Annotated in this window: 17 protein-coding genes; 11 read left to right on the top strand and 6 right to left on the bottom strand. The window is 69.8% G+C overall.

Features of this window, described 5'->3' with window-relative positions:
- Window positions 1-13: 13 nt before the first annotated feature.
- Together DRV96_RS00625 and DRV96_RS00620 are read right to left on the bottom strand one after the other, a co-directional pair.
- On the bottom strand, window positions 14-1,807 hold the full coding sequence (locus DRV96_RS00625) for a nickel-dependent hydrogenase large subunit (protein WP_119286541.1): 1,794 nt from the start codon (window positions 1,805-1,807) through the stop codon (window positions 14-16).
- Window positions 1,808-1,809: 2 nt separating this feature from the next.
- Window positions 1,810-2,907, bottom strand: coding sequence for a hydrogenase small subunit (locus DRV96_RS00620; protein ID WP_119286539.1), 1,098 nt, complete (start codon window positions 2,905-2,907; stop codon window positions 1,810-1,812).
- Window positions 2,908-3,229: 322 nt separating this feature from the next.
- Here DRV96_RS00620 and DRV96_RS00615 point away from each other — a divergent pair, with 322 nt between their 5' ends.
- Window positions 3,230-3,721, top strand: coding sequence for a cyclic nucleotide-binding domain-containing protein (locus DRV96_RS00615; protein ID WP_119286536.1), 492 nt, complete (start codon window positions 3,230-3,232; stop codon window positions 3,719-3,721).
- 29 nt (window positions 3,722-3,750) lie between these two features.
- Here the strand turns inward: DRV96_RS00615 and DRV96_RS00610 are convergent, their stop codons facing one another.
- The 3 genes from DRV96_RS00610 to DRV96_RS00600 are packed head-to-tail and all read right to left on the bottom strand — an operon-like array spanning window position 3,751 to window position 6,381.
- Window positions 3,751-4,533, bottom strand: coding sequence for an energy-coupling factor ABC transporter ATP-binding protein (locus DRV96_RS00610; protein WP_119286534.1), 783 nt, complete (start codon window positions 4,531-4,533; stop codon window positions 3,751-3,753).
- Entirely contained in the window at window positions 4,530-5,342 is an 813-nt protein-coding gene (gene cbiQ, locus DRV96_RS00605; RefSeq protein WP_119286532.1) for a cobalt ECF transporter T component CbiQ, read from the bottom strand. The genes DRV96_RS00610 and cbiQ overlap by 4 nt, the downstream gene beginning before the upstream one ends.
- Window positions 5,343-5,364: 22 nt before the next feature.
- Window positions 5,365-6,381: an energy-coupling factor ABC transporter permease gene (locus DRV96_RS00600; RefSeq protein WP_119286530.1), complete on the bottom strand. Its 1,017-nt coding sequence runs from the start codon at window positions 6,379-6,381 to the stop codon at window positions 5,365-5,367.
- Between the two features lie 155 nt (window positions 6,382-6,536).
- On the opposite strand from DRV96_RS00600, the gene nikR reads away from it, so the two are divergent.
- From nikR to DRV96_RS17940, 10 genes are all read left to right on the top strand, one after another.
- Window positions 6,537-7,001: a nickel-responsive transcriptional regulator NikR gene (nikR, locus tag DRV96_RS00595; RefSeq protein ID WP_119286527.1), complete on the top strand. Its 465-nt coding sequence runs from the start codon at window positions 6,537-6,539 to the stop codon at window positions 6,999-7,001.
- Between the two features lie 98 nt (window positions 7,002-7,099).
- Window positions 7,100-8,581: a 4Fe-4S dicluster domain-containing protein gene (locus DRV96_RS00590; RefSeq protein ID WP_119286525.1), complete on the top strand. Its 1,482-nt coding sequence runs from the start codon at window positions 7,100-7,102 to the stop codon at window positions 8,579-8,581.
- Window positions 8,539-9,117, top strand: a complete 579-nt coding sequence (locus tag DRV96_RS00585) for a (Fe-S)-binding protein (protein ID WP_162910915.1) — start codon at window positions 8,539-8,541, stop codon at window positions 9,115-9,117. The genes DRV96_RS00590 and DRV96_RS00585 overlap by 43 nt, the downstream gene beginning before the upstream one ends.
- Before the next feature lie 85 nt (window positions 9,118-9,202).
- The gene (locus DRV96_RS00580) at window positions 9,203-10,729 is read left to right on the top strand and encodes a 4Fe-4S binding protein (RefSeq protein ID WP_210756939.1); all 1,527 of its coding nucleotides are present in this window, start codon (window positions 9,203-9,205) and stop codon (window positions 10,727-10,729) included.
- A 250-nt stretch (window positions 10,730-10,979) separates the two neighbouring features.
- Window positions 10,980-12,044: an NrfD/PsrC family molybdoenzyme membrane anchor subunit gene (gene nrfD, locus DRV96_RS00575; RefSeq protein WP_162910913.1), complete on the top strand. Its 1,065-nt coding sequence runs from the start codon at window positions 10,980-10,982 to the stop codon at window positions 12,042-12,044.
- A 17-nt stretch (window positions 12,045-12,061) separates the two neighbouring features.
- Entirely contained in the window at window positions 12,062-14,719 is a 2,658-nt protein-coding gene (locus DRV96_RS00570; RefSeq protein WP_119286514.1) for a molybdopterin-dependent oxidoreductase, read from the top strand.
- A 29-nt stretch (window positions 14,720-14,748) separates the two neighbouring features.
- Entirely contained in the window at window positions 14,749-15,450 is a 702-nt protein-coding gene (locus tag DRV96_RS00565) for a 4Fe-4S dicluster domain-containing protein (RefSeq protein WP_119286913.1), read from the top strand.
- A gap of 79 nt (window positions 15,451-15,529) precedes the next feature.
- On the top strand, window positions 15,530-16,153 hold the full coding sequence (locus DRV96_RS00560) for a TorD/DmsD family molecular chaperone (RefSeq protein ID WP_162910912.1): 624 nt from the start codon (window positions 15,530-15,532) through the stop codon (window positions 16,151-16,153).
- On the top strand, window positions 16,150-16,647 hold the full coding sequence (gene mobB / locus DRV96_RS00555; RefSeq protein ID WP_119286509.1) for a molybdopterin-guanine dinucleotide biosynthesis protein B: 498 nt from the start codon (window positions 16,150-16,152) through the stop codon (window positions 16,645-16,647). The genes DRV96_RS00560 and mobB overlap by 4 nt, the downstream gene beginning before the upstream one ends.
- A 187-nt stretch (window positions 16,648-16,834) precedes the next feature.
- Window positions 16,835-17,035 (top strand): hypothetical protein, encoded by a 201-nt coding sequence (locus DRV96_RS17940; protein WP_162910911.1) that lies wholly within the window; start codon window positions 16,835-16,837, stop codon window positions 17,033-17,035.
- Between the two features lie 120 nt (window positions 17,036-17,155).
- On the opposite strand, the gene DRV96_RS00550 is transcribed toward DRV96_RS17940, so the two are convergent.
- Window positions 17,156-18,169 carry a sulfurtransferase gene (locus tag DRV96_RS00550; RefSeq protein ID WP_119286506.1) on the bottom strand — a complete coding sequence of 338 codons (1,014 nt, stop codon included), beginning with the start codon at window positions 18,167-18,169 and terminating at the stop codon, window positions 17,156-17,158.
- Window positions 18,170-18,174 lie beyond the last annotated feature (5 nt).

Below are 18,174 nucleotides of genomic sequence, written 5' to 3'. Positions count from 1 at the left end.
GTGTGCCTCGGCTTCAGCGCACGGTCACGCGCGTGATCTCGTCACCGGCTGGCGAAACGACGTGCGTCGCGCACGCCAGGCACGGGTCGAAGCTGTGGATGGTGCGCAGGATCTCCAGCGGCTCGTCGGGCTTGGCCATCGCCGTGTTCAGCAGCGAGGCCTCGTACGCGCCGATCTGGTTCTTACCGTCGCGCGGGCTGGCGTTCCACGTCGTCGGCACGATGCACTGGTAGTTGTCGATCCTGGTGTCCTTGATCTTGATCCAGTGTCCGAGCGCGCCGCGCGGTGCCTCGCAGTAGCCGGCGCCCTGCGCGGTGGCAGGCCAGGTGCGCGGCTCCCAGCTGTCGACGTTGGCGGTGGCGAAGTTGCCGGCCTTCAGGTTGGCCATCAGCTTGTCGAAGAAGTAGCGCATCTTGTGCGCTGCCCAGCTGCACTCCAGGCCGCGCGCTGCCGTGCGTCCGAGCGTGGAGAACAGCGCGGTGACGGGCACGTCGAGCGTCTTGAGCACCATCTCGACCGGCTCCTTGAAGTCGGGAATGCCCATCGCGTAGCCCATCACGTAGCGCGCCAGCGGGCCGACTTCCATCGGGTGGCCGCGCCAGCGCGGCGACTTCACCCAAGAGTACTTCGCGCTCTCGTCGAGCTGGTCGATCGCCGTCTTCGTGCCCTTGGTGCCGGCGCCGAGTTCGAAGTGCGCATCGGTCACGCCGTCGTACGGGTGCAGGCCCTTGCCCGCCTCGGCGTACTTGTACCAGCTGTGGTCGACGAACTCCTGGATCTGCTGGCGGTCGTGCAGGCTGACTTCCTGGATGTCCTTCAGGTTGCCGCCGACGATGGCCCCGCGCGGCATCAGCAGGCTCTTGTTGCTGTCGTCGTTGGCGATGTCGGGGAATTCGCCGTAGCACAGCAGGTTCTGGCTCGAGATGCCGCCGCCGATCGCGCCCCAGTCCTTGTAGAACGACGCGATCGCCAGAAGGTCGGGGATGTAGACGTTGTCGATGAAGGCGATGGTGTCGTCGATGATCTTCGACACCATGTTCAGGCGCTCCTTGTTGATCGCGCCGACCGCGCCCGTGGCTTCGAGGTTGATCGAGCACGGCACGCCGCCGACCAGCCAGTTCGGGTGCGGGTTCTTGCCGCCGAAGATGGTCTGGATCTTGACGATCTCCTTCTGGAAGTCGAGTGCCTCGAGGTAGTGCGCCACCGCCATCAGGTTGGCCTCGGGCGGCAGCTTGTAGGCCGGGTGGCCCCAGTAGCCGTTGCGGAACGGCCCGAGCTGGCCGCTGTCGACGAACTTCTTCAGCCGGGTCTGCAGGTCGCGGAAGTAGCCCGGCGACGACAGCGGATGGCTGCTGATCGACTGCGCCAACTCGCTCGTCTTCTTCGGATCGGCGCTCAGTGCGCTGACGACGTCGACCCAGTCGAGCGCGTGCAGGTGGTAGAAGTGCACCAGATGGTCCTGCGCGTACAGCGTCGCGTGCATCAGGTTGCGGATGATGTTCGCGTTGTCGGGGATCTTGATCTTCAGTGCGTCCTCGACACAGCGTACCGACGCCAGCGCATGCACGCCGGTGCACACGCCGCAGATGCGCTCGACGAAGGCCCAGGCGTCGCGCGGGTCGCGGCCCTTGAGGATGACTTCGAGCCCGCGCCACATCGTGCCGGTCGACACGGCGTTGCGGATCACGTTCTTGTCGTCGAGATTGACCTCGACACGCAGGTGGCCCTCGATGCGCGTGATCGGGTCGACGACGACGCGCTTGCCCGAGTTGTCGAGCTTGAAGCCTTGGGTTTCGATGACGGCCATGATCAGTTCTCCACCTTGGCCGCGCCGTCGGCCTGGGTCTTGTTGCGGCTGGCGGCGCGCTGGATCGCGCTGACGGCGGCGTGCGCGGCGACGGCGGCGCCGGTGACGCCCGCGACGGCGAAGCCGACCTTGTCGGCGTTGGCTTCGACGCCGAAGTCGGTGATGTGGGTCAGGCGGTCGTAGAACGAGCCCTTGTCCCAGAAACCGTCTTCACTGCAGCCGATGCAGCCGTGGCCCGAGGCGATCGGGAACGACACGCCCTCGTTCCAGCGTGTCGTCGAGCACGCGTTGTAGGTTGTCGGGCCTTTGCAGCCGACCTTGTACAGGCAGTAGCCGGCCTTGGCGCCTTCGTCGTCCCACTTCTCGACGAACTGGCCGGCGTCGAAGTGCGGCCGGCGGTAGCACTTGTCGTGGATGCGCTGGCTGTAGAACATCTTCGGGCGGCCCTGGCGGTCGAGCTCGGGCACGCGGCCGAAGGTCGCGAGGAAGGTGACGACGGCCGTCATCACCTCGGGGATCGGCGGGCAGCCCGGCACCTTGATGATCGGCTTGTCGGTGATCACCTTGTTGATCGGCACCGCGGTCGTCGGGTTCGGCTTGGCGGCCTGCACGCAGCCCCACGACGCGCACGAGCCCCAGGCGATGACGGCCATCGCGTCCTTCGCGACGTGCTTGAGCTTCTCGGCGAACGGGCGGCCGCCGGGCATGCAGTACATGCCGTCGAGGCCGAGCGGCGGGTTACCTTCCACCGCCAGGATGTAGTTGCCCTTGTACTCCTTCATCACCTCCTCGAGCGCGGCCTCGGCCTGGTGGCCGGCGGCGGCCATGATCGTGTCGTCGTAGTCGAGCGAGATCATCGACAGGATCACGTCCTTGGCCAGCGGGTGCGCCGAGCGGATGAAGGCCTCGGTGCAGCAGGTGCACTCGAGGCCGTGCAGCCACAGCACGGGCGTGCGTGGCTTGGTCTCCAGCGCATGCGCGATCTTCGGCGCGAACGCGGGGCCGAGACCCAGCGACGCCGCGGTGAGGCTGCAGAACTTGAGGTAGCTGCGGCGCGTGATGCCCTGACGGCGCATCACCTCGTAGAAGGTCTCGACCATGGGGGTGTCCTCGCAATCATCGGCCCAGCGGGGCGGAGCATCCGCTGCCAAGTGCCGCCGCGGTGCGTCTCCAGCTGAAAACCAGTTTCCCGCTACACGAGGCTGCGGTTCTGACATGGATCAAGTTCGCTGAAGATGGCTCGCAAATCGCACGCGAGCTCCCGAGCGTTGCATCGCCGCGGCGCCGGGATGCTCGGTGCGGGAGCCTGCAATGCACGAAGCTTGATGCAGCGCAACCGGCCGTCTTCGTGCCGGGCTATCGTTTTCTCCGTGCCGCGGCCGCGCCGGCCATACCATCGACGAACCCTGCAGGCAGAACGCCATGAACGCTACGCCGCCCATCCTCGCCGACACCGTGCGCGCCTCGAGACTGGCAACCGGGCTCGACGACGCGCAGGTCGCGGTGCTCGCCGAGCGCGTGTCGCTGCAGGCGCTGAGCAAGGGTCAGGTACTGGCACCCGAAGGCAGCGCGGACAACCGGCTGTACGTGATCGTCGAGGGCTCGATCGCCGTCGTGAAGGGGCACGCGACACCCGGCGAGGAGGTGCTCGTCACGCTGCACGCGGGAGACTTCGTGCACGAACTCGGCTTCCTCGACGGTGCGCCGCGCTACGCGTCGCTGGTCGCGGCGAGTGACGGGCGCGTGCTCGTGCTCGAGCGCGAGGCGCTCGAGGGCCTGATCGAGAGCCATCCGCGCATCGTCTACGCGGTGATGTGCAACATCGTCCGTGCCGTGCACCAGGTGCAGACCCGGCTCGCGGTGCAGGCCAGCGAGCTGACGAACTACATCGTCAAGCAGCACGGCCGCTACTGAACGGTCGACTCGCGAACGGTCGACGCGCGTCAGGCTTGCTCGAGTGCGGCCGCCGTGCGAGGGCGCTCGGGGCAGCCGAGTGGCGGCTCGAGCCGGCAGCGGCGAAGCAGCGCCGCGTCGCCGAACAGCGCCGCAGGCGCACCGTCGGCGACGACACACCCGTCGTGCAGGACGACGACGCGGGGACAAAGTTCGACGACGAGGTCGAGGTCGTGCGTGGCCACGATGCGCGTCAGCGGCAGGCGATGCAGCAGCTCGATCAGTCGCCGGCGGCCGGCCGGATCGAGCGCAGCCGTCGGTTCGTCGAGCGCGACGATCGCCGGCTCCATCGCGAGCACGCCCGCGAGCGCGACCGCGCGCTTCTCGCCCCCCGACAGGCGGTGCGTGGCACGCGCGGCGAGCGCGCCGGCGTCGACGGCGTCGAGCGCGGCCTGCACGCGTGCGCGCACGGTGTCGGCGTCGAGCCCGAGGTTCAGCGGGCCGAATGCGACGTCGTCGGCGACGGTGGGCATGAACAGCTGGTCGTCCGGGTCCTGGAACACGAAGCCGAGACGGCGTCGCACCTGCGGCAGCGTGACCGCCGTGACGGGCAGCCCCTCGACGCGCACTTCCCCGCTGTGGGGTTGCAGCAGGCCGTTGAAGTGCTGCAGCAGCGTGGACTTGCCGGCGCCGTTGGCACCGACGATGGCCACCGATTCGCCGTGCGCGATGCTCAGGTCCACGCCTCGCAGCGCGGGCGTTCCGTCGGGATAGCGAAAGGCGACGCCGCGCAGCTCGACCGCCGGGGCGCTGTCGTGCGCGCCGGCCCTCATCGCCCGAGACCGGTCGCCGCGGTGCCCACGAGCAGCGGCACGTCGACCGCGCGCACGGCGGCGAAGTAGGCGCCCCAACACGCAACGAACGCGGTGTCGGCGTGCCGCCAGCGCCATGGCGACAGCCGCCGCAGTTCGCCGTCGAAGCCGCGGGCGAGCATGGCCTGATGCACGCGGTGCGCACGGTCGAAGGCGCGCAGCAGCAACTTGCCCGCGAGCGACGCGAAAATCGCCAGCGGCGGGGCACGCCTCGACGGCGCGCGCAATCCGTACGCGGTGCGCAGCCGCACCGCTTCGTCGCCCAGCACGAACAGGTAGCGGTGCAGCAGCAGCAGCTGCACCGTGAACACGCGCGGTGCGCCCAGGCGCGCGAGGGCGGCGCACAGCACGTGCATCCCGGTGCTGCCGACGAGCACGACGACGGCGCTCGCTGTCAGCGCGACGCGCAGCACGATCGACGTGAACGAGACCCAGCCGCCGCTGATGTTCGCGCCGCCAAGCACGAGCATCGGGGCGCGGTCCCACAGCGGGTTCGCCAGCGCCATGACCGTGGCGAAGGGCGCCGCGAGTGCGATCGCGCGCGTGATCGTGCGAGTCGGCAGCTCGGCCTGCGCGGCGAGCACCGCGGGATAGAGCGCGAGCGGCAGGATCGCGGCAATGCAGTAGCGATCGAACGACACGACGGTCGTGACGAACGCGAACGTGACGATCAGCTTCGCGCGCGGATCGCGGCGCGCCAACGACGTCAACCGCGCGGCCAGCGTGTCGAGCGCGCGCAGATCCTCCAGCGCGGCAGCGATGCGGCCCATCGGCGCGGCGGCGTGGCGTGGGTCAACGCCGCCGGCGGCGCAGCGCCCAGCCGATCGCCGTCACCGTCACCAGCGTCAGCACGCCGCCGACGATTCCCGCCAGCGTCGTGCCGGCATCGACAGCCGGCCACGTCGCCGGCGCCTCGCCGGCCCCACCATCCGGCTTCGACGCCTGCAACGCGTAGTCGGGCAGCACGGTGGTGCGCTCCTGCACGGCGGCGAGCGCGCCGTGCACCCCATCACCGGGCGAGGCGAGCGCGTCGCCGGCGGTGTGCGCGATCGACCACTCCAGGCCGTCGGGTTGGGTGGATGCGAACCACGACAGCACGCCGGCCGTGACGACTGCAGCCAGCGCGAGGCGGCGCGTCGGCAGCGCCGGCGCCGTGCCGCTGTGCCGCGCGCGGCCGCTGAGCAGCGCGGGACGCTCGCGCCACAAGAAACGCACGAGCGCCGCCGTCGCGAGTCCCTCGGCGACGCCTATCGCGAGGTGGATGGGCAGCATCAGCGCGAGGAACGGCCGCAGCGGCAGGCTCGAAATGCCCGACGCCGTCGTCTGCAGCACCACGCCGAGCGCGCCGAGCTGAAAGCCGACGATGCCCGCGGCGAGCGCCGCGAGCGTCAGCCGCCGCGGTGTCGGCGACACGCCGGCCAAGGGACGATAGACCAGCGGATAGGCCACGTAGCAGGGCAGCACGCCGAGATTGAACACGTTCGCCCCGAGCGCGAGCAGGCCGCCATCGGCGAAGAACAGCGCCTGCACGGTCAGCACCGATGCAACGACGACGAGGGCCGCGTGCGGGCCGAGCAGGATCGCCAGCAGCAGCGCACCGCCCAGGTGACCGCTCGAGCCGGTGCCCGGGATAACGAAATTGATCATCTGCGCGGCGAACACGAAAGCACCGAGCAGCCCCATCAGCGGCACCAGCACGTCGTCGCGCCCCACGCGCAGGCGTCTCGACGCGAAGGCCAGCGCGGTGCCCGAGGCGAGCCACATCGCAGCGCCGACGGCGGGCGAGAGCAGGGCATCGGCCATGTGCATCGTCGACTCCTCTTTTCGGCTCGGCCCGCACGCTCGAGGCTGCGGGAGCCGGCGGAGTATCGGCAGAAGTAGGAAAAAGAGCAACACTCTTCATACCGGCTGGGCGGCCGCTGCGGGTGTTGTAAGGTCGCGGCGACCAGGCGCGGAGCATCGGCATGGAACGCTTCACCATCTCGCTGGACGACAGGCTCGCGGCCGAGTTCGACGCATGGATCGCGCAGCGCGGGTACGCGAGCCGCTCCGAGGCGGTGCGCGACCTGCTGCGCGACGAGCTCGAGCGCGCGCGTCAGCAGCACGACCCGTCGCGGCAATGCGTCGCGAGCCTGACGTACGTGTTCAATCACCACGAGCGTGACCTGATGGAGCGGCTGACGGCGTTGCAGCACGAGCACCACGATCTGGCCGTCGCGACGATGCACGCGCACCTCGACCACGACCATTGTCTGGAGACGATCATCCTGCGTGGTCCAACGAAGGCGGTGCGCCGTTTTGCCGACGGGCTGAGTGCGCAGCGCGGCGTGCACCACGCCAAGCTGAACCTCATCAGCGTCGAGGCACACGAGTCGCATCGCCACGACGGCGAGACGCCGCGGCACGTGCACCTGAAGCCCGCGACCTGAGGCGGCGCCCGCCCGGTGCGGCGGCGTTTCTTGAGCTGCGTCAAGCGTGTCGGGCCACGGGCCGCCTAGAGTGCGCGCGACCCCGTTTGCTGCGCACCATGAGCCCCGTCGGAATTTCGCTGCTGATGGCGCTGGCCTTCGCAGGCTTCGGCGTGCTGGCCTGGCGCAAGCTGGGCATCGTCGTCGCATTGCAGCCCGAGCCGCGCCGCGACGAACCGTGGCGGCGCCTGCGCAGCGTCCTCGTCGACGGGCTGCTGCAGCGGCGCATGGTGCGGGGCGAGTGGCGCGCCGGGCTGATGCACGCCGTGATCTTCCTCGGCTTCCTGTCGCTGCTGCTGCGCAAGCTGCAGTTGATCGCGATCGGCTACGACGAGTCGTTCGCCTTCCCCGACGCCTTCGGCGGGCCCTTCGCCGCCTTCAAGGATGGCGTCGAGCTGGCGGTGACCGGCGCCGTGCTCTATGCGCTGTGGCGGCGCCTCGTCGTCAAGCCCGCGCGCCTGGAACCGAACCGCGAAGCGCTGCTCGTGCTCGGGCTGATCCTCGCGATCATTCTGACCGACTTCGCGTTCGACGCCTTGCGCTTCGCGCGGCTCGCCGACGCCGTGCCGGGCGTGGCGCACGAGCGCGACTTCGCGTTCGTGGGCGGCGCGCTCGCCACCGCGGTGCAGGGCGTATCGCCGCCGGCGGCCTCGGCGGCGTACCACGGCGTCTACTGGGTACAGATGGCGGTCGTTTTCGGCTTCCTCGTGCTGTTGCCGTGGGGCGAGCACTTCCACATCGTTACCGCGCTGCCGACCCTGTATTTCCGCCGCGGCCGGCCTGCAAACCGTGTGCCGGGCGTCGACCTCGATCGGCTGATGGAGGCGAGCGACGAGGTCGACATGAAGGCCGGCGTGCGTACCGCGCGTGACCTGACGTGGAAGGATGCGCTCGACGCCTTCACCTGCACCGAGTGTGGTCGCTGCAAGACCGCGTGCCCGACGCACCTGACGGGCAAGCCCTTGTCGCTCAAGGGTGTGCACGACCGCCTCAAGCACCACCTCGTCGAGCAGCGCGAGGCCATCGTCGCGGGTGACCCGCTGGGCGACATGCCGCCACTGGTCGGCCCCGTGATCGGCGAGGACACGCTGTGGGCATGCACGACCTGCGGTTTCTGCGAGACCGCGTGCCCCATCGAGCTCGAGCATCTCGACGAGTTCTACCGCCTGCGCCAGCAGCGCGTGATGATCGAAGGCGCGTTCCCGCACGAACTGAAGAAGGTCTTCGAGGCCTACGAGTCGCAGGGCAACGCGTGGGGCTTGCCGGCCCGCGAGCGCGGCGACTGGGCGAGTGGTCTGGACGTGCCGGTGGTGCGCAGCGCCGACGATGCCGCCGCACTCGACGTCCTGTTCTACGTCGGCTCGGCGATGTCGTACGACCCGCGCGGGCAGAAGATCGCGCGCGCCTTCGTGAGGGTGCTGCAGGCGGCGGGGGTGCGCTTCGGCATCCTCGGCGACGCTGAAGGCTCGACCGGGGAGTGCGCCGCCTCGGCAACGAGATGCTGTTCCAGCAGCTCGCCGGCACGCTCGTCGAGACGCTGAATGGTGTGGCACCCCGACGCATCGTCACCTGCGACCCGCACGCCTTCAACACGCTGCGCAACGAGTACCCCGCCTTCGGTGGCCACTGGGAGGTCGTGCACCACACGCAGCTGATCGCCGAGCTGCTTGCCCAGGGTCGCGTGCGCGTCGACGCGAAGCTGCGGCGCGTCGTGTTCCACGACCCGTGCTACCTCGGTCGCCACAACGGCGAGTTCGACGCCCCGCGCGCGGTGCTCGGGCACCTGTGCGCCGACGCGCCGCTGGAGCTGGCACTGTCGCGCCACAAGGCGATGTGCTGCGGTGCTGGCGGCGGGCGCATGTGGCTCGACGAGACGCTCGGCGAGCGCATCAATGAGCTGCGCGTGCGCCAGGCGCTCGAGGCCCAACCGCGCACGATCGCGACCGCGTGCCCCTACTGCGCCGTCATGATCGCCGATGGCCTCGGCGCCGTGCGGCCCGACGGCGACGTCGTGTCGCGCGACATCGCCGAACTCGTGGCCGAGGCGCTCGCCGCACCGCACGCGCCCCGCGACTGAGCGGGGGCTTGCAACGTCGCGCCCGGCTTGGCAGCGTGCAGGCCCACAATGCGCGGCGCCTTCGCTGTCGTCGCCCGAGGTTCAAATGCGCCCCGAAGTTCCTGCCTGCCGTGCTGACCTGCTGCGTGTGCCCGAAGGCGAGCTGCCGCCGCCGGGCGGCGTGACGTACCGCTCGCGCGGACGCGTCGCGGTGATCGGCGACGACGCGGCTGCGGCCGGCGTGGCGATGGCACTGGCAGCCGGACGCGCCGTGGTGGCCGTCGCCCCCGGGCTGGCGCGACCGCGGTCCGCGCCTGACACGCTCGAGGTCGTCGACGCGGCTGCCGAACGCGTCGACGGCTGGCTCGGCGCGTTTCGTGTCGCCCTCGAGGGCGGCACTTCGCCGGTCGAAGCCGACGTCGTGCTCGACCTGCGGCGGCGGGCACTGCTCGAGCGCTCGGTGCTGCCGTTCGGCTACGTCGCGACGCGCGGCCACGCCATCGCGCTCGAGGCCGCCGTCGATGTCGCGCTGCAGTGGACCGGGGTGTTCCACAAGCCGAAGTACTTCAGCTACACGCCGTCGATCTGTGCGCACGAGAGCCATGGGCTCACGGGCTGCACGCGCTGCCTCGACGTCTGCGGTGCCCGGGCGATCCGCTCGAAGGGGACCGTGGTCGAGGTCGAGCCGCACCTGTGCCAGGGCTGTGCGGCTTGCGCGCTCGCGTGTCCGACCGGCGCGCTCAGCGTCGCGGCGCCCACGCGCACCGAGCTGCTGGCCGACGCGCAGGCCGCGATCGACGCGGCGGGCGGGAGGGCGACGCTGCACGTCGTCGAGGCGGGCGCCTCGGCGCCCGCCGACGCGACGGTCGTGCATACGCCGGCGATCGCGACGTTCGGTGAGGAGCTCTGGCTGGCCAGTCTCGCGCTCGGGGCGCAGCGCGTCGTGCTGCATGCGCGCGACCCTCTGGCGCCCGAGACCCGGGAGCTGCTCGAGCAGCAGCGGGAGGTTGCCAACGGCGTCGCGCTCGCGCTCGGCTTCGGCCCCGAGGCCGTCGTCTGGGCCGACGCGGCGGGTGTGGACGTCACGCCGGCACCACGACGCGACCTCGTCCCGGCAGCGGCCGTGCCCCTTCCCGCCAACGAGCGCAAGCGCGACTTCCTGAACCAGGCGCTCGCGCGGCTCGAGCCCGACGGCGGCATCGGCGCGATGCCGCTGCCCGCGGGCGCGCCGCTCGGCACGATCGTCGTCGATGCATCGGCGTGCGTGATGTGCGGCGTGTGCGCGCAAGCCTGCCCGACGGCGTCGATCCGCTTCTTCGAGGGGGACGCGCGGGCCACGCTCGACTTCGTCGAAGGCCACTGTGTGCAGTGCGGGCTGTGCGCGCGGCTGTGCCCGGAGCATGCAATCACGCTGCAGCCACGTCTGGCGAGTGCACGCGAACGCCAGGCGTGGCGCACGCTCTCGGCGTCGCCGCTGGCGGCGTGTCCCGGCTGCGGCGCGCGCTTCATCGCGCAGGCGCTGCTCGACTCGATGCTGCGCAAGGCCGCTGCTGCCGGCGTCAGTGACGCGATGCGCGAGCAGATGCGCCGCTGCCCGAGCTGCCGCCACGCGAGCGCGAACGTGCGCTGCTGACGACAGCCGACAGGCCGAGTCGCGGCATGTCGCGCAGCCTGCGCCTTCGGGTCGGTGCTGTGACGGCTCGCTGATTTGCAGCCATCTACCGGTGATGGAACGTCGCGTCGACTCGATGGCGCGACGTGATGCCAGGCGGGGTATCTTGGCCGGCCATAGGGGGATTCCCTCGACGATTTGTTGACGATCGTCAACCTCGTACAGGCGCGGCGATCGACACTGTGATCCATCGCGTCGGCGCACCCCGGAGTTGCGGTCAGGCCGGACCGGGTGGCGCAATGCGAGGCGTTTTCAGCGCCGGCAGTGCGGTATGTCGCATGGCCGGCGGGCAACTCTGGAGGTCACGGTGGAACCCTCGGTCGTCTACAACATTCAGCCCGGCGTCATTTGGGACTGGCGCGTCGCAACCGACCTGTTTCTGGGCGGCGTCGGTGTCGGATCGTTCCTGCTCGCCTACGTGCTCAACCGCTTCGCAGGACCGGCGTATCGCGGCCTCGCGCAGACGGCGGCGGTGATCGCGCCGGTCGCGGTCTCCGTCGGCCTGATGCTGCTGTTCTGGAAACTGGGCTACAAGCTGCACGCGTACCAGATGGGCCTGAACATCGCGCCGACCTCGACGATGTGGTGGGGCGCGATGATCCAGGGTGCGTTCGTCGCGCTGTCGGCGCTGTATGCGTGGCGGCTGCTGGCGCCGCGCTCGACGCCGCTCGCGTTCCTGTCGACGCCGCTCGTCGGCGCGGTTGGCGCGGTGCTCGCGATCGTCATCGGCGTGTACCACGGTTTCCTGCTGGCGACCATCACGTCGCACCCCGTCTGGGCCACGGGCGCGATGGTGATGGCCTCGGTGGTGCTGTTCAGCGTCACCGGCCCGTCGGCGGCGGTGGTGCTGCACACATTGCGGCGCGGGATGGGCATGACGGCCTCCGACGAGCCCGACGCCGTGGCCTATGGGGGTGCGCTCAGGCCGCTGGGCCTGGCATTGATCGGGGGCACGCTGCTGTTGTTGCTGACGATGGTCGCGTGGTGGGCCGACCTGCGCTTCGGCACGGCCGCCGGTCGCACGGCACTGGCGTCGCTGCTGAGCCACTACGGCTGGCTCGTCGGCATCGTCGGCATCGGGCTCGGTGCGGTCGTGCCGTTCGCGCTGTTGGCTTCGGCGACGCTGGGCAGGTCGGGGACGGCCGCGGCGCCGTCGCCTGCCCTGATCGCGCTGGCGTGCCTGCTGATCCTGATCGGCGGGTACGCGATCCGTTATGCCGCGGTGCTCGGTGGGCAGGTCCCGCCGCCGGCCGCCACGTTCGGCAATCTGTCGTAGCACGAGGAAGTCTCGCCATGAAAATCCACACCAACGAACCACCGCAGGGCGTCACGACACAGCTGTCGCGCCGTGGTTTCCTGCAGATCTCCGGCGCCCTCACCGCCGCCGGCGGGGCTCCCGCACTGAGCTTCCTCGCGCCGGCGTCGCCGGCCGTGGCGCAGGCGCCGGCCAAGGCCGCGGGCGAGGCGCCGAAGGCGCGCTGGGTGTCGACGACGTGCCAGGGCTGCACGAGCTGGTGCTCGGTGCAGGTCAAGGTCGTCGACGGGCGCGCCGTCCACCTGCGCGGCAATCCCAACGCCAAGGGCAACCACGGCAAGATCTGCCCGCGCCCGCATCTCGCGCTGCAGCAGGTCTACGACCCCGACCGCGTGCGCCAGCCGCTCAAGCGCACGAACCCGAAGAAGGGCCGCCACGAGGACCCGGGCTTCGTGCCGATCTCGTGGGACGAGGCGATGAACATCATCGCCGACAAGATCATGGAGCTGCGCAACGCCGGCGAGCCCGAGAAGTTCGCGCTGTTCCGCGGCCGCTACACCTACATGCGCGACGTCATCTACTCGGCGATGCCGAAGATCATCGGCAGCCCGAACAACATCAGCCACTCGGCGATCTGCGCCGAGGCCGAGAAGTTCGGCGCCTACTACACCGAGGGGATGTGGGACTACCGCGACTACGACATCGGTCACACGAACTACATCCTGTGCTGGGGCGCCGACCCGGTCAGCTCGAACCGCCAGGTGCCTCACGCGATCAACTTCTGGGGCGACATGCTCGACCGCGCCACCGTCGCGGTCATCGACCCGCGGCTGTCGGCCACGGCGGCGAAGGCGCACGAGTGGTTGCCCGTGATCCCCGGCGAGGACGCCGCGCTCGCGGTCGCGATCGCGCACGTGATCCTCGCCGAGGGGCTGTGGAACAAGACGTTCGTCGGCGACTTCTTCGACGGCACGAACCGCTTCGTGCCGGGGCAGGAGGTCGCGCTCGAGACCGAAGTCGCACTGCCCGAAGACGCGAAGCAGGCGAAGCGCGCGCCGCAGAAGGTGCCGACCTTCGACGAGGTGCACACCTACGGTGTCGTCCAGTGGTGGAACCTCGAGCTGAAGGACCGCACGCCCGAGTGGGCCGAAAAGCACTGCGGCATCCCGGCCGAGCAGATCCGCCGCGTCGCGCGCGGCTTCGCGCAGGCCGCGCCGCGCGCGATCAGCTGGGTCTCTCCAGGCACTGCGATGCAGGCGCGCGGCGGCTACGCCGCGATGGCTGCACACGCCCTCAATGGTCTCGTCGGCTCGACCGACGGCATCGGCGGCGTGATGGGCAAGATGAAAGACCCGGCCGTTCACATCCCGCCGGTTGACGACTATCTCGACGAGCTCGCCGCCAAGCACAGCAAATTCAAGAAGATCGACCAGCGCGGCACGCTCGCATTCCCCGCGCTGACCGACGGCAAGAGCGGTGGCGGCGTCGTGACCAACGCCGCGGCCGACGGCATGCTCGCCAAGTCGCCCAACGAGATCAAGGTCGCGATGGGGTACTGGTGCAATTTCACCTTCTCGTGCACCGGCGTGCAGCGCTGGGAGAAGGCGATGGAGCAGCTGCCGTTCTTCGTGCACATGACGACGAACGCGTCGGAGATGACGATGTACGCCGACATCGTGCTGCCGGCGCCGCACCAGATGTTCGAGAAGTGGGGGTTCCTGAAGAACAAGCAGAACCTGCACTCGTACATCACGCTGAACCAGCCGGTGATCCAGCCGGTGGCCGACCTGCGGCAGGAAGAGACCGAGGTGCCCTGGCTGCTCGCCGAGAAACTCGCCGAGCGCGGCTTCGACAACCTGCTGCGCTACTTCAAGGAGCAGTTCAAGGACCCGGAGACCGGTGCCGCGCCGACGAACGGCATGGAGTTCACGATGGCAGCGCTGAAGACGCTCACGCGCGGCTGCTGGGACAAGAACGACCCCAACTGGGGCAAGCACGGCGACGCGATCGACGGCTGGCAGGCGTTCCTGGACAAGGGGGTGTGGAACTCGAAGCGCTTCGCCTACGGCAAGAAGGTCGACAACTTCCCGACCGTGACGAAGAAGTTCGAGTTCTACAGCGAGACACTGAAGAAGGCGCTGACCGCCCACGCCGAGAAGCACGGCGTCAACGTCGACAAGGTGATGGAGGCGACGAACCACGTCGCGCGCGGCGAACTCGCCTTCGTACCGCACTTCGAGCCGGCGCTGCGTCACGGTGCCGAGGCCGAGTACCCCTTCATCTTCTTCGAGCACCGCTCGCGGCTGAACCGCGAAGGCCGCTCGGCCAACACGACGTGGTACCAGGCGCACAAGAACGCCGACCCCGGCGACGAGAACTGGAACGACGTGCTCAAAATGAACCCGGCCGACGGCGCCCGCCTCGGCCTGAAGACCGGGGACACGGTCAAGCTCACGTCGGTCAACGGCTCGATCACCGTCGAGCTGAAGCTGTGGGAGGGCGTGCGACCCGGCACCGTGGCCAAGTGCTACGGCCAGGGTCACTGGGCCTACGGTCGCGTCGCGACGAAGGACTTCGCCAAGCGCATCCCGCGCGGCGCGAACAACAACGAGCTGCACGTCGCTGAGTTCGAACGCCTGAGCGGGTCGACGGCCCGCCACGGCGGCGCGACGCGCGTGAAGATCACGAAGGCCTGACGGCGCAGGCGAACCGAGGAGTGAGCAAGATGGCCAAAAAGCGTTATGCAATGGTGATCGACCTGCACCGCTGCGTCGGTTGCGCGGCGTGTGACATCGCCTGCAAGTCCGAGAACAACGTGCCGGTGGAGTTCCACTGGTCGAACCACATCACGCAGACCAGCGGCACGTTCCCGAACGTCAAGTACCGCTACATCCCGACGCTGTGCAACCACTGCGACAACGCGCCCTGCGTGCAGAACTGCCCGACGACGGCGATGTACAAGAACGACGAGGGGCTGACGCTGCACAACCCCGACAAGTGCATCGGCTGCCGGCTGTGCCAGCTGTCGTGCCCGTACGGTGTGATCTGGTTCAACAAGGATGCGCCGCACCGCACCTACACCGACGACGAGCCACCGGCGATCAAGGGCGGCACGTTCCAGGGGCAGGAGGTGGCGCAGAAGTCGGGCGCGCCGATCCCGTACTACAACCCGGCGCGCGCGACGACCTACGCCGGCGTTCGCAAGCGCGGCACGGTCGAGAAGTGCACGTTCTGCGATCACCGTCTCGCAGTCGGCGAGCAGCCGGCGTGCGTCGTCGCCTGCCCGGCCGATGCGCGCATCTTCGGCGACCTCAACGACCCGGCGAGCCCGCCGAGCCGCGCGCTGGCCAGGCACAAGCCGAAGGTGCTGCAGCGCGAGCAGGGGACGCGCCCGCACGTGTTCTACATCCGCGACTTCGAGGGTTGAGCGCCGGCGGCGCGGCGGGCGGCCGCTCGCGGCCATGCCCTCGGCGCGCCGTTGGCGGGCGAGGCAGAATCCACGCCCGATGACGTCCGCGCCCCAAGACCCTTTGGCCGCCGGCGTGGCGCGCGCCAACGCCTTCTTCGCGCTGTCGCGATGTTTCGACCTGCCGACACGCTGGCCCGCCGACCTCGGCACCCTCGTGCGTGATGCGTTGGGACCGCTCGGCACGCCGGCGTCGCGGCTCGCCGACGAGATCGAGCGCCGCGGGAGCCTCGACGCGCTGGCGGCGGCGCACGCGCGGCTGTTCGTCGGCCCGTTCCGGGTCGACGCACCGCCGTGGGCGTCGGCCTACCTCGAGCCCGACGGCCAGCTGATGGGCACGGCGAGCGCTTATGCGCGCACGGCCTACGCCCGGGCCGGACTCGACACGACGACGCGCACCGAAGCTCCCGACCACGTCGCGTTCGAGCTGGAGTTCATGTACTACCTCGCATTTCGCGAAGCCGAGACCGGCGACGCGATCTGGTTCGAGCGCCAGGCGCGTTTCTGGCGCGAGCACCTCGGGCGTTGGCTGCCGCGGCTGGCGGCGCTGATGCGCGACGGGTCGCCGCGCGCCGCCCCGTACGCCGCGCTGGCCGATGTCGTGTCGGCGTTCTCGCCGCGCCTCGACGCGGCGTACGACTGCGACACGGGAGTGCCCCGGTGAAGGCATTCGGCATCGCCGGCCACTCGGGCATGGGCAAGACGACGCTGCTCGAGCGTCTCGTGCCCGAGTTCTCGTCGCGCGGCCTCGTCGTCTCGATCATCAAGCACAGCCACAAGTCGATCGAGGTCGACCGCCCCGGCAAGGACTCGTACCGCCTGCGCGAGGCGGGCTGCCGCGAGGTGCTGCTGCTCGGTCATGAACGCTGGGCGCTGATGCACGAGTTGCGCGGCGCTGCCGAGCCGTCGCTCGAGTACCTGCTGGAACGCCTGCAGCGCTGTGACCTCGTGCTCGTCGAGGGCTTCAAGCACGGCGATTTCCCGAAGCTCGAAGTCTGGCGCGCCGAACTCGGCAAGCCGACGCTGTGGCCCGAGTGGCCAGGCATTCTCGCGATCGCCAGCGATGCGGCGCTGCCGTGTGCCGGTGTCGCGCGGCTCGACCTCGGCGACACGCGCGCGGTCGCCGACTTCGTCTGGTCCCACGCCGAGAACCGCTGACGCGTCACGGTCGGCAGCGGTCGCGCGGGCGGGGGCTGCGATTTCGTCCTGCATTCCCGATGCACGGCACTTGTTGATGGTGGTCAACCGCCCCCCGGCGCGTGCGTTCAGAATACGCCAGGTGTCGGTGCCGTCGTGCCGACGCCTCGGCTCAGACCATCCATCCACCTTGATCGGGAGAACCTCGATGAAACAGCTTACCGCCGCCGCCCTGGTGGCGCTTGTGGCCCTGTACGGCCTGCCGGCCCACGCCCAGACGGCCACGAAGGACGCGCCGAAGGCCGAAGCCGCCAAGGCCGCCGACAAGGCCGCCTCCGACGCCGCGGCCAAGAAGGACGAAGCCAAGCCGGCGGCCGCGCCGAAGAAGGAGAAGAAGGGCGGCTGCTGAGCCGGTCTTCCTCGCGCTGGAGCGGAAAAGGGGACGGCGTCGCCGTCCCCTTTTCCTTTTTGCGCGCGGCCGGCAGCGTGGGCGCTGTCGGCTGCGGGTTTCGCGCGACTCAGAGCAGGATCACTTCGCGCCGGCCTTCTGCAGCTTCTCGAGGTCGGCCTCGAGCGAACGCACCCGGTTCTGCAGCGACGCGATACGCCCGTTGAGCGCGCCGACGTTGACGAACACCTCGTTCTCGGCCGGCGCGCTGAGCACGCCCGCGTAGCCGAGCCACGACGGCTCGTAGACCTTCACGTTGCGAAAGCCGAGGTCGCGCAGCACGACCGCCGTCTCCGAGGCGCGCACGCCGCTTTGGCAGTAGACGACGGTTTCCTTCGCCGGGTCGAGCTTCGCGTACAGTGCCTTGAGCTCGTCGGGGCTCTTGAGTGCCATGCCGTCGCGCGTCTTGACCTGCTTGGCGGCGAGCTTCGAAGCCGTCGCGGGGTCGACCCAGTTTTGCTCGTACGGTATGTTGAGGGCGCCTTGCACGTGGCCGCCGCGGATCGCACGGATGTCGTCGCCGGCGAACTCCTTCGGCGTGCGCACGTCGACGATCTGCGCGCCGCCGGCGCGCACGCGCTCGACGACGTCGTTCGTCCACAGCGTGCCGACGCGCTCGGCGGGCAGCTTCAGCGCCACCGGCGGCAGCTTCGTCGGTTCGGTGGCCAGGGGCTTGCCGGCGGCCTTCCAGTCGTCAATACCGCCGTGGTAGACCTTGCCGTGGCGCGCGCCGTAGTACTCGAGCATGCGCGCGGCGAAGTATGCGAACGAGTCGCCCTTCGTGCTGTAGACGATGACCTCGCGGTTGAGCACGTCCATGCCGGCGTCGCCGAAGAGCTTGGACGCCACCGCCGACGACGGCGGGTCCTCGCGGTTGGCGTCGCGGAACAGTTCGCCGACCCAGCCGATATTGACCGCGCCCGGAATGTGGCCCTCGGCGTAGTCGTCGGCGTCGCGCGCGTCCCAGACGATCGCGCCGCTTTGCAGTGCTTTCTCGACCGCCGCGGTGTCGACGATCAGCGACTGCGCCCACGCGGCGGGCCACGCCACGGCGGCGACGGCGCAGGCCGCCAGGAAACGAAGGAAGCGTCTCATCGATG

Origin of the sequence: Azohydromonas sediminis (genome assembly GCF_003574675.1) — a bacterium.
Taxonomy (GTDB): Bacteria; Pseudomonadota; Gammaproteobacteria; order Burkholderiales; family Burkholderiaceae_C; genus Calidifontimicrobium; species Calidifontimicrobium sediminis.
The sequence above is the reverse complement of the archived record's forward strand: the minus strand, read 5'-3'. Positions and strand labels throughout refer to the sequence as shown.